Here is an 11824-nt window from a genome sequence, read left to right on the forward strand (position 1 = left end):
GACCGCCCTCCCGGCCCCTTTTATGGTCGCCACGCCACCACGACGTAGGACGTGGGATCTCTCACGGGAGCAAGGGGAGACACAGTGAGCGACCAGAAGACCAGCATCGGCTCCACCGGTCACACCGGACCCGCACCGGACCGTCGGTCCTTCCTCAAGTACACCGGTGTGCTCGGCGCGGCCGCCGCCATCACCACCACGCTCTCCGCCTGCTCGTCGGGGCCCGAGTCCACGAACGAGGCCGGAGACGGCGGCGGCAAGGGCGGCGACTCGACCCTCACCGCCGTCATCGGGTACGGCAACGACGGCAGTTGGGACCCGACGCAGACCGCGTCCGCCTTCGCTATGGCCGGCAACGAGCACATCTACGAGGGGCTCCTCAACACGGACCCCATCACCCGCGAGCCGTACGCGGCGCTCGCCACGCAGATCCCCACCGACGACAGGGCGACCACCTGGAAGTTCACGCTGCGGCCCGGCGCCAAGTGGCACGACGGGAAGCCCGTGACCGCCGACGACGTGGTGTTCGTCTTCGACCGCATCCTGGACCCCAAGACGCAGACCCTGGCCAAGGGCTTCTTCGAGAGCTGGCTGAAGGGGGTCAAGAAGGTCGACGCGACCTCCGTCGAGCTCACCCTGAAGTTCCCGTTCCCGGACGGCCTCGCCCGGCTCTCCCTCGCCAAGATCATGCCGAAGCACGTCTTCTCCGAGCCCGGCGCCTGGGACGACGCGACCAAGGGCAAGGCGGTGGGCTCGGGCCCGTACAAGCAGGCGTCGCACGCCCCGAAGTCCAACACCACCTTCGAGGCCTTCGACGACTACAACGGCCCCCGCAAGGCAGCCTTCAAGAAGATGAACTGGCTGACCATCGTGGACGCGGCACCCCGCGTCGCGAAGATCTCCGGTGGCAGCGCGGACTCGGAGATCGCGGACAATATCCCGTACGCCAACATCGAGCAGCTCAAGAAGGGCGGGCTCACCGTCGAGGGCGGGGCGGGGATGAACAACCTGTTCCTGATGTTCAACACCGCGCACAAGCCCTTCGACGACGTACGCGTGCGGCAGGCCCTGCACCACGCCATCGACACCGAGAAGATGATCCAGGTCGCGCTCAAGGGCCACGGCAAGGCGTCGACCTCGTTCCTCAACGAGTCCAACCCCGCCTACCGGCCGGCGAAGACGGTCTATGAGTACGACCCCGCGAAGGCGAAGAAGCTCCTGAAGGAAGCCGGGGTCAAGGATCTTTCGATCAACCTCATGGCGGTGAACGTGAGTTGGATCGTCGACTGCCTGCCGACCATCAAGGCCTCGTGGGACGCGATCGGCGTCAAGACGACGCTGGACCCGCAGGAGACCACGGCCGTCTTCACCAAGATGGACCAGAAGAAGGACTACCAGGTCGTCGCGGCCGCATCGAACCCCAACCAGTTCGGCATCGACCCCGACCTGATCATGCACTACAACTACGGGCCCGAGAACCTGTGGATGGGCTACGCCCGCTGGGCGGACAACGCCGTCGCCAAGAAGCTATTCAAGGACATGGACCAGGCGACGCGCGAGCCGGACGCGGCCAAGAAGAAGGCCATGGTCCAGGACTACATCGACACCGTCGCCGAGCAGGCGGTGATCTACCCGGTCGTCCACAACGAGCTGATGACCGCCTGGGACCCGAAGAAGCTCACCGGCGTCAAGGCCCAGCCCTACCCGGGGATCAACCTGCTCCAGGCGAAGTGGGCGACGTGATCGCGGTACTCCGAATCCTGGTCCGCCGCCTGGTCCTGCTCGTCCCACTGCTGCTCGGCATCGTCCTGTTCGTCTTCCTCGTGATGCGGTTCTCGGACGTCGACCCGGCGTCGGCGTTCTTCCAGGGCGCCAATCCGACCGAGGAGCAGCTGCAGGACTTCCGCGAGGAGAACGGCCTGCTCGATCCGCTGCCGGTGCGCTATGCCGCGTTCGTCGGCGATCTGATCCAGGGCGACATGGGCATCAGCGTGCTCACCCGCTCGCCGGTGATGGAACAGGTCACCACCGCGCTTCCGCTCACCCTGCAGCTGACCTTCCTGGGGCTCGGCATCGCGGTGGTCATCTCGCTGCTGCTCGGCGTCACCGCCGCGATCTACCGCGACCGGCTGCCGGACCAGCTGATCCGCGTCATCTCGCTGACCGGTGTGGCGGCACCCGGCTTCTGGCTGGCGCTGCTCATGATCCAGTACCTGGCGGTGGAGGCGGGCTGGTTCCCGACCGGCGGGTACGTCAATCCCGGTGACTCCTTCACCGGCTGGCTCAAGTCGATGACCCTCCCCGCCCTCGCGCTCTCCCTGCCGGTGGCCGCCGGGCTCACCCGCATCATCCGCACCGCGGTGGTCGAGGAACTCGACAAGGACTACGTGCGGACGGCGATCGGCAGCGGTCTTCCACCGGTCGTGGTGGTCGGCCGCAACGTCCTGCGCAACGCCCTCATCAACCCGCTGACCGTGCTCGGCCTGCGGGTCGGCTATCTGCTCGGCGGCGCCGTCGTCATCGAGACGATCTTCTCGCTGCCCGGCATGGGGAAGCTGATGATCGACGCCGTGAAGAACGGCGACCCGGCCGTCGTGCAGGGGGTCGTCATCACGACGGCCGTCGGCTTCGTGATCGTGAACCTGGTCCTCGACATCCTCTACCTGCTGGTCAATCCGCGTCTGAGGGGGACCGCCTGATGATCACGTCGCGCAAGGCCCTGGCCGAGCGGCTCTCGCGGCCCGGCATCCGGCTGCGCTCCCTGCGCCGGCTGCCCGTGCTCTCGCGCATCGCGGTGGGCGTGATCGGCGTGGTCGTCCTCGTGGCGCTCCTCGCGCCGCTGATCGCCCCGCACGACCCGCTCGACCAGCAGCCGCAGGCCGACGGCACGGGCCACCCGACCGGCGACCACTGGATGGGGCAGGACAGCCTCGGCCGGGACATCCTCAGCAGGCTGATGTACGGGGCGCGCTGGTCCCTGGCCATCGGGCTCGGGGCGACGCTGCTCGCCCTGATCGTCGGGGCCGCGCTCGGGGCGATCGCGGCGACCTCGCGCAAGGCGGTCGACGAGACGCTGATGCGGTGCCTGGACATCGTCATGGCGTTCCCCGGGATCGCGCTCGCCGCCGTGCTCGTGGCGGTCTTCGGCGGCGGCATCCTCGTGCTGATCTGCGCCATCGCGTTCCTCTTCACCCCGCCGATCGCGCGGGTGGTGCGCGCGAACGTGATGGATCAGTACGGCGAGGACTACGTCGTCGCCGAACGCATCGTGGGGGCCCGCACCCCCCACATCCTGATCAAGCACGTGGCCATCAACTGCGCGGCGCCGATCCTGGTGTTCTGCACGGTGCAGGTCGCCGAGGCGATCGTCTTCGAGGCGTCGCTGTCGTTCATCGGCGCGGGCGTGCGGCCACCGGACCCGTCCTGGGGCAGCGTCATCGCCGACGGCAAGAACATGGTGCTGCTCGGCGGCTGGTGGGCGACGGTCTTCCCCGGCCTGCTCATGCTGATCACAGTCCTCGCCCTGAACATCCTCTCCGAGGGCGTGTCGGACGCGTGGGCGGCGCCCGCGACGCGCGACGTGCCGGGAGAGGCCCGCAAGGAGGACCGCCTCGAAGCGCCCGAGCCGGGCAGCGGCAAGGTCCTCGAGCTGCCGGGCCTGACGGAGGCGGCCGAGCGCCTGCGTTCCCGCGCGCGCCCGCTGCCGGAGGGCACCCCGGTGCTCACGGTCTCCGACCTCACCATCGGCTTCGACGCCCGTCACGGCGGCGTGGACATCGTCGACGGCATCAGCTTCCACGTCCGGCCCGGCGAAGTCCTCGGCCTGGTCGGCGAGTCGGGCTGCGGCAAGTCGCTCACCGCGCTGACCGTGATGGGCCTGGAACCCAAGGGCGCCCGTATCGGCGGCCGGGTCACCTTCGACGGCGAGCAACTGCTCGGCATGCCGATGCGCGTCCGCAGACGGCTGCTCGGCCACGACATGGCGATGATCTACCAGGACGCCCTGTCCTCCCTGAACCCCGCGATGACGGTCCGCTCCCAGCTCAAGCAGGTCGTACGCAGAGGAGGGCGCCGCACGGCGGTCGAACTCCTCGAACTGGTCGGCCTGGACCCGGACCGCACCCTGCGCAGCTACCCGCACGAACTCTCCGGCGGCCAGCGCCAGCGCGTCCTGATCGCGATGGCCCTCTCCCGCGACCCGAAACTGATCGTCGCCGACGAGCCGACGACGGCCCTGGACGTCACGGTCCAGGCCCAGGTCATCCAACTCCTGCTCCGCCTGCGCGAGGAGCTGGGCTTCGCGCTGATCCTCGTCTCGCACGACCTGGCCCTGGTCGCGGACGTCACCGACCGGGTGGTGGTGATGTACGGCGGCCAGATCGTCGAGACGGGCGTGACGGCGGACCTCGTCGAGGCGCCGTCGCACCACTACACACGCGGCCTGCTCGGCTCGGTCCTCTCGCTCGAATCGGCGGCGGAACGCCTGACCCAGATCAAGGGCGTCGTCCCCTCGCCGGCCGACTTCCCCGCGGGCTGCCGGTTCGCGGACCGGTGCCCCCTGGCGAGCGAGGTGTGCCGCACGACGGCGCCCGAACTCGTCGGCGGGGCACGGCATTCCATCGCCTGCCACCACCCGGCGCAGCAGCCGCCAGGGGTGCCGCGGCCCAGGGGAAGCGAGGCCCTCAAGTGACGACGAGGAACACGGCCACCGAGAACCTGATCACCCTCTCCGACGCGCACGTCGTCCACCGGGCACGCTCGGGCGGGCTGTTCTCGCGCGAGCGGGTGTACGCCCTGACCGGCGCCGACCTGACCATCGCGCCCGGCGAGACGGTGGGCGTGGTGGGCGAGTCGGGATGCGGCAAGTCGACGCTCGCGAAGGTGCTCGTGGGGGTGCAGCAGCCCACGGCGGGGACGGTGTCCTTCCGGGGCCGCGACCTGTGGACGATGAAGCCCGCCGAGCGCCGCACCGCGATCGGCCGGAACACCGGCATGATCTTCCAGGACCCGTCGACGGCCCTGAACCGCAGGCTGACCGTACGCCAGATACTCCGCGACCCCCTGGACGTGCACAGGATGGGCCCCCCGGCCCAACGCGACGCACGTGTACGCGAATTGATGTCCCTGGTGGGCCTCCCCAAGGTCCTCGCGGACGGCCTGCCCGGCCAGTTGTCGGGCGGGCAGCGCCAACGCGTCGCGATCGCGCGTGCCCTGGCCCTCGAACCGGAGCTTGTGGTGGCGGACGAGCCGACGAGCGCGCTGGACGTCTCCGTGCGCGCCCAGATCCTCAACCTCCTCCTGGACCTGAAGGAGCGGCTCGGCCTCGCCCTGGTCTTCGTGTCGCACGACATCCAGACGGTGCGGCGGATGAGCGACCGGGTCATCACCATGTACCTGGGCAGAATCGTGGAGGAGTCACCAGCGGAAGAGATCCTGGACAGGGCACGCCACCCCTACACCCGCGCCCTGTTCTCGGCGACGCCCGGCCTCCTTGACCCCATCGACCCGATCCCGCTCGTCGGCCCGGTGCCGTCGGCCACGCGACCGCCGAGCGGCTGCCCGTTCCGTACGAGGTGCTGGAAAGCGGACGACGCCTGCGCGGCCACCATGCCGGACGTCGAGTCGACGCCGGGGTCCGGGCACCGCTACCGCTGCCACCACCCCGTGCCGGACGGCCAGTCCACGCACGAGCTAGTGATCCAGTCCGCCGCCACGGACGCGAGCCCCAGGGAGACCCCATGACCTTGACCACCCCGCTGAGCGGTGTCGTTCCGCCCGTCTGCACGCCCCTGACACCGGACCGCGAGGTGGACACGGCGTCGCTCGTCAGTCTGGTCGACCATCTGGTGTCGGGCGGGGTCGACGGCCTGTTCGTCCTCGGATCGTCGTCCGAGGCGGCGTACCTGACGGACGTCCAGCGACGGCTGGTGATCGAGACGGTGGCGGGACATGTGGGGGGCCAACTCCCGGTCCTCGCCGGGGCGATCGACATGACGACGCCACGGGTCCTGGACCACGTCCGCTCGGTGACGGACGCCGGTGCCGACGGCGTGGTGGTGACGGCCCCCTTCTACACGCGCACGCACCCGGCGGAGATGGCCCGCCACTTCCGCCTCGTCGCGGCGCGCTCACCGGCCCCGGTCTTCGCGTACGACCTCCCGGCTTCGGTCCACTCCAAACTGCCCGCCGAGCTGGTCCTGGAACTGGCGGCAGAGGGTGTTCTGGCCGGTCTCAAGGACTCCAGCGGGGACGAGGGCGACTTCCGGGAAGTGGTGCTCGGGGCGCGGGGCCGGGCGGACGTCGCGGGGTTCAGCGTGCTGACGGGTTCGGAGACGACGGTGGACTCGGCGCTCGCGATGGGCGCGGACGGGGTGGTGCCGGGCCTGGGGAACGTGGACCCCGAGGGGTACACCCGTCTCCACCGCTACTGCCGGGAGGGGGACTGGGCGCGGGCGCGGGCCGAGCAGGAGCGGTTGTGCGGGCTCTTCGGGATGGTGCGGGTGGGGGATGCGGGGCGCATGGGGGGTAGTTCGTCGGCGTTGGGTGCGTTCAAGGCTGCGCTGTATCTACGGGGCGTCATTGCTTGCCCGGTTACGGCGGAGCCGCAGGTTCCGTTGTCCTCCGGGGAGGTTGAGCGGGTGGGGAAGTTTCTGGCAGGGGCGGGGTTGTTGTAGCGGTTTTCGCTGTGCGGTCCGTCCGGCTCTTGACGACGAACTCGGCGAAGCCGGTGATCGACCGAGCCACGTGCGGGGTCTGGGGCGGAGCCCCAGTTTCGGGAAGGGGCGGGATGGGGGAGAGCCCCGCAGGGAACCGCCCTTACCCCTCCCCCGGCCGCACCAGCCCCGACTCGTACGCCACGATCACCAGCTGCGCCCGGTCCCGCGCCCCCAACTTCCCCATGATCCGGCTGACATGAGTCTTCGCCGTCAAGGGACTCAGCCCCAACGTCTCCGCGACCTCCGTGTTGTTCAGGCCCCGCGCCACCAGCGAGAGCACCTGGCACTCCCGCTCGCTCAACCGTCCCGCCAGATCTTCCGGAGGGGGGACCGCGGCAGGAGCACGCAGCACCCGCGCGATGAGCCGCGAAGTCGGCCCCGGCGAAAGCAGGGACTCCCCCGCCGCCACCGTACGGATCGCCTCCAGCAGCTCCGCCGGCTTGGTGTCCTTCACCAGGAAGCCCGAGGCCCCGGCCCGCAACGCCTCCACGACATGCTCGTCCGTGTCGTACGTCGTCAGCATCAGCACCTTCACCCCGGCCAGGTCCTCGTCCCGCGCGAGCAGCCGCGTCGCCTCGATCCCGTCCAGGTCCGGCATCCGGATGTCCATGACGATGAGATCGGCCCGCTCCGAGCGGGCCAGATCGACCGCCGCCCGCCCCGTCCCCGCCTGCCCCACCACCTCCATGTCCGGGGCGGATTCGACCAGCATCGCGAAGGCCGCCCGTACCAGCGTCTGATCGTCGGCGAGCAGCACACGGATCGTCATCGAAGCCCTCCCACGGGTACCAGCGGCAGCACGGCGGACACCATGAAACCTCCCTCGGACCGCGGCCCCGCCTCCAGGGTGCCGCCCACGCTCCGGGCCCGCTCCCGCATCCCCACGAGGCCGAACCCGGGAGTGTGCGAGGGGTCATCGGCGGCTCGTCCGTCGTCCGCGACCGTCACCCGCAGCTGGGCCCCCTCCGTGTGTATCCCCACCCGGATGGTGAGCCCCGGCCCGCCGTGCCGCACCGCGTTCGTCAGCGCCTCCTGCACGATGCGGTAGGCCGCCGCGCCCACGGCGGGCGGCGCCTGGGCCTCCCGTACCGCCAGATCGACCTCGGCCCCGGACGTACGCGCGGCCTCCGCCAGGTCGGGAAGGCCGTCGAGCCCCGGCAACGGCCCCCGCGTCTCGTCGGCTTCGGGGCCGGGGCCCGCCTCCCGCAACACCGTGAGCGTGGCCCGGAGTTCGCCCCTGGCCGACCGGCAGGTCTCGGCGATGTCGTCCAGTGCTTTGGCCACCGCCGCCCGGTCGAGCCGCTCCGGATCAGCGGCGAGGACATGGGCCGCGACGGAGGTCTGCACGCCGACCAGGGTGATGCTGTGCGCGAGCAGGTCGTGCAGATCGCGGGCGACCCGCAGCCGTTCCTCGGCGACCCGCCGCCGCGCCTCCTCCTCGCGCGTGCGCTCGGCGCGCTCGGCACGCTCCAGTACGGAGGTGACGTACTGCCGGTGGATGCGCACGTACACGCCGAGCAGCAGCACCGAGACGATCCAGCCGGAGATCCTGAGCACCTCGCCCACCTGGTGCGGTTCCACGCTCGCGTTGACGGTCAGCGTGACGCCCACGACGAGGAGGCCGGTGATCAGGGCGCGGCGCGGACGCCCGGAGGCGGCCACCGTGTAGAGCGCGACCATGCCGACCGGAACGGCGGCCATGTGCGTGTAGTCGATGGCGTGGTACGGCGCGATACACGCCACGACGGCAAGCAGCACGGGCAGCGGACGGCTGCGCCGCCACACCAACGGCACGTGCGCGCACAGCAGCAGCGCCCAGCCGAGCAGATCCGGGCGGCGTCCGTCCTCGACGAAGACCGCGAGCAGAGTGGACAGCGCCGCGAGCCCCGCGGCGAACAGCGCGTCGTCCCGCCGGGCACGCGATGTGCCGGGCACGGCCCCGGTGAAGGGCAGCAGGCCGCGCGGCGCGGACGAGCGCTGCCGGACCTGAACCCGCGGTTGTCTCCCCACCGCTCCATCCTCCCGTACGAGGGCGCCCCTCCGGCAGGGAAGGGGCGCCCGTGAGCGGTCAACGGTCAGGAGGCGTGCACCTGTTCGGGCTTCGGCTCCGCCACCGGCCCTGCGGCCGCGGGCCGCGACAGCTTGCCCGGCCACCACACCTTGCGCCCCAGGGCCACGCTCGCGCTGGTCACCAGATACGTCCGCACCAGGAACGTGTCGAGCAGCACCCCGACCGCGATCACGAAGCCGAGCTCGACCAGCTGTACCAACGGCATGCTGGTGAGTACCGCGAACGTCGCCGCGAGCACCAGACCCGCCGACGCGATGACGCCGCCCGTGGTCCGCAGCGCGGTCAGCGCGGCCTCCCCCGGCTCCGCCCCGGCGAGGGACTCCTCCCGCATGCGGTGCATCAGGAAGATGCCGTAGTCGACACCCAGGGCGACGAGGAAGACGAAGGACAGCAGTCCGAGCCCGGGGTCCGTGCCCTCGAAGCCCATGAGCGGCTCGAAGACGAGGCCCGCGATGCCCAGCGAGGCGCCCCACACCGCGACCACGGCCGCGAGGAGCATCAACGGCGCGACGAGCGACCGGAGCAGCACGACCAGGATCAGCAGCACCGCCACGAGGACCAGCGGCACGATGATCAGGGTGTCACGGTCGTTCGTCTCCTTCAGGTCGAGCTGCTGGGCGCTGGCACCGCCGACGTACGACCCGTCGAGGTCCGCCCGCAGCGCCTTGATCGTCTCCGTCTCGCCGGCCGACTCGGGCGCGGATGTCGCGATCACGGAGATCTCCGTCCAGCCCTTCCCCGTACGCCCCTTCTGCGCGCTGTCCACGCCCTTGGTGTCCTTGATGGCGGACAGGGCCGCGGGGGCACGGTCCTCGGGGACCAGCACGGTGAGGGGCCGGGTGCCCTGTTCGGGGTAGGCCTTGGCGAGGGTCTCCATCGCGGTGACGGAGTCGGGTGTCTTGGTGAAGGAGTCCTCCTGCTTCAGCGCGCCCGGCAGGTTGAACGCCCCCAGGGCGAGCGCGCCGAGCAGCACGGCGCCGCCCAGGAGCACGGCGCGGGGCCTGCGCCCCGCCGAACTCCCCATCATGGAGAAGAGACTGCGCCGCTTCTTGGGCTCGCTGCCGAAGGCGGGCACGAGCGGCCAGAACACGCGCCGTCCGAGGAGGACCAGGAGCGCGGGCAGCAGCGTCAGCATCGCGAAGAGCGCGCACAGCACGCCGACCGTGCCCAGCGGGCCCATGCCCCTGCTGCTGTTCAGGTCGGCGGCGAGCAGGCAGAACAGCCCCAGCGCGACCGTCCCCGACGAGGCGAGTACGGCGGGACCGCATCCCTTCAGGGCGGCGACCATCGCGTCGTAGGGCCGCTCGATCCTGCGCAGCTCCTCGCGGTAGCGGGCGACGATGAGCAGCGCGTAGTCGGTCCCCGCGCCGAAGACGAGGATCGTCATCACGCCGCTGCTCTGGCCGGTGACGGACGTCCCGAAGCCCTCGTGCAGCCCGTACGCGATGCCCATCGCCAGGTAGTCGGCCATGCCCGCGACGGCGAGCGGCACGAGCCACAGGAACGGGCTGCGGTAGATGAGGATCAGGAGCAGTGCCACGACCCCGGCGGTGGTGTAGAGCAGCGGCCCGCCGAGCGAGTTGTAGACCTTGCCCGCATCGGTGGTGAGCGCCCCCGGCCCGCCCACGTCGACGCTCAGCCCGCCCTTGCCCGCGGCGACTTCGCGTATGTCGTCGACCAGTGCGTCCCTGGCGTCCTCGTCCTGGCCGGGTTCGTTGCTCGCCACCGGGTACATCAGCGTGGTGCCGTCCTTGGACGGTACGGCGCGCGGGGTGCCGGTCAGCTTGTGGTCCCGGCCGATCTCGGCGACCTGGGCGGCCGCGGTCTCGCGGTCGGCGGCGGTCAGGCCTTGGTCACGGTGGTAGACGAGCACGAGTTCGGTGGCCTCGCCGCCGGGCAACTGGGCCTGGAGTTCGGCGGCGTGGGTGGAGTCGGCGCTGGCGGGGAGGTAGTCGACAACGCGGTCCTGCTGGGTGTCGGCCAGCTTCGAGGCGAAGGGCCCGGCGAGCGCGATGACGGCGATCCACAGCCCCAGGAGCCCCCAGGGCACGGCTCGGCGCCGGCGCGAGGTGGTCTGTTCGGCCCGCATGACGGGCCTCCTTCCGGCAGGTCGGCAAGTTCGGTGCCAACCTTTCCGGAGGGAGCCGCACGATCCGTCGGGCGCGAGGGCGAGTTGGGGAGTACCGCGCTGGGAGACATCAGCGTCGTACTACTCCCCCGGGAGTAGCGTCCCTGCTTCCCTCGGGTCAGAAGTGCGTGGTCCGCGCCGCCACCATCAGCCGCGTCACCTCGTCCGCGCCGATGGTCAGCGCGCCGCCCGCGGTGGCGAGCACCTCGCGCTCGGCGGGGGTGTACGGGCCGTCGGCGAGGGCGATCCGCGCGCCCTGGAGCAGCAGCGCCTCGCGTCCCGCCGGGGCGAGGTGCGGGGCCAACGGGCCGAGCGCCTCGTGGAGTTCTATGGCCAGACCGGGCCCGCAGTCCGGCACGGTCGCCCGTCCGGTGTCCGCGGCGAGCGCGTCGACGAGCGCGACGAGCTGCTCCTCGCGGCAGCCGTCGAAGCCCGCCCCGCGCAGCGCGCCGACGGCCGCGTCGAGCGTCGTGCGCGAGGAGGTGCCGCCCGCGGCGAGGATGGCGAGGACGACGGTGTGCACGGCGTCGCGCACCATGGCCGAGAGGCGCGTGGTGGTGGGATGGCCGAGGACGTCCGTGCCGAAGTGGTCGCCGCAGGCCGCGCACTCGACGATGGGTCCTGCCGCGCCGCGCGGCAGGACCGGTACGCCGAGCAGGACGAAGCGGCGTCGGCCCGTGCGGCGCTGGTAGTTGCGGTCGCCGCCGCAGCCGGGGCAGAAGAACTCGCCGTCCCCGACGGTGGTCCAGGCCGTGTGTACGCCGATCACACGCCTGCGCAGGACCCGCCCACGTGAAACGGGCGTGGCGAAGATGCGGGATTCCCGGCCGTTTCGTCCCCGATCTGGCAGCACCGCGCACCTCCGTAACGCCCCGGCAACATTGCCGCGTTGGGCGTGATGTTAGCCAC

Annotated in this window: 9 protein-coding genes; 5 read left to right on the forward strand and 4 right to left on the reverse strand. The window is 71.1% G+C overall.

Translation table 11 applies throughout. The features are described 5' to 3' along the window. Positions 1 to 84 precede the first annotated feature (84 nt). From ACWGIH_RS11545 to ACWGIH_RS11565, 5 genes are read left to right on the forward strand one after another with little or no spacing between them, the layout of a single operon-like run. Positions 85 to 1743, forward strand: coding sequence for an ABC transporter substrate-binding protein (locus tag ACWGIH_RS11545; RefSeq protein WP_453447514.1), 1659 nt, complete (start codon positions 85 to 87; stop codon positions 1741 to 1743). Beyond that, positions 1740 to 2699 carry an ABC transporter permease gene (locus ACWGIH_RS11550; protein ID WP_453447513.1) on the forward strand — a complete coding sequence of 320 codons (960 nt, stop codon included), beginning with the start codon at positions 1740 to 1742 and terminating at the stop codon, positions 2697 to 2699. The genes ACWGIH_RS11545 and ACWGIH_RS11550 overlap by 4 nt, the downstream gene beginning before the upstream one ends. Continuing rightward, positions 2699 to 4690: a dipeptide/oligopeptide/nickel ABC transporter permease/ATP-binding protein gene (locus tag ACWGIH_RS11555; protein ID WP_453447512.1), complete on the forward strand. Its 1992-nt coding sequence runs from the start codon at positions 2699 to 2701 to the stop codon at positions 4688 to 4690. The genes ACWGIH_RS11550 and ACWGIH_RS11555 overlap by 1 nt, the downstream gene beginning before the upstream one ends. Further along, a complete protein-coding gene (locus ACWGIH_RS11560) occupies positions 4687 to 5742 on the forward strand; it encodes an ABC transporter ATP-binding protein (RefSeq protein ID WP_453447511.1) in 1056 nt (351 codons plus the stop codon). The genes ACWGIH_RS11555 and ACWGIH_RS11560 overlap by 4 nt, the downstream gene beginning before the upstream one ends. After that, the gene (locus ACWGIH_RS11565) at positions 5739 to 6674 is read left to right on the forward strand and encodes a dihydrodipicolinate synthase family protein (RefSeq protein WP_453447510.1); all 936 of its coding nucleotides are present in this window, start codon (positions 5739 to 5741) and stop codon (positions 6672 to 6674) included. The genes ACWGIH_RS11560 and ACWGIH_RS11565 overlap by 4 nt, the downstream gene beginning before the upstream one ends. 142 nt (positions 6675 to 6816) lie before the next feature. On the opposite strand, the gene ACWGIH_RS11570 is transcribed toward ACWGIH_RS11565, so the two are convergent. From ACWGIH_RS11570 to ACWGIH_RS11585, 4 genes are all read right to left on the reverse strand, one after another. After that, positions 6817 to 7485, reverse strand: a complete 669-nt coding sequence (locus ACWGIH_RS11570) for a response regulator transcription factor (RefSeq protein ID WP_453447508.1) — start codon at positions 7483 to 7485, stop codon at positions 6817 to 6819. Then, entirely contained in the window at positions 7482 to 8726 is a 1245-nt protein-coding gene (locus ACWGIH_RS11575) for a sensor histidine kinase (RefSeq protein ID WP_453447507.1), read from the reverse strand. The genes ACWGIH_RS11570 and ACWGIH_RS11575 overlap by 4 nt, the downstream gene beginning before the upstream one ends. A 65-nt stretch (positions 8727 to 8791) precedes the next feature. Continuing rightward, positions 8792 to 10876 (reverse strand): MMPL family transporter, encoded by a 2085-nt coding sequence (locus ACWGIH_RS11580; RefSeq protein WP_453447505.1) that lies wholly within the window; start codon positions 10874 to 10876, stop codon positions 8792 to 8794. 157 nt (positions 10877 to 11033) lie between these two features. Continuing rightward, on the reverse strand, positions 11034 to 11768 hold the full coding sequence (locus tag ACWGIH_RS11585) for a TerB family tellurite resistance protein (protein WP_453447503.1): 735 nt from the start codon (positions 11766 to 11768) through the stop codon (positions 11034 to 11036). Between the last annotated feature and the right edge of the window lie 56 nt (positions 11769 to 11824).

The organism is Streptomyces sp. NPDC054872, from assembly GCF_053610705.1.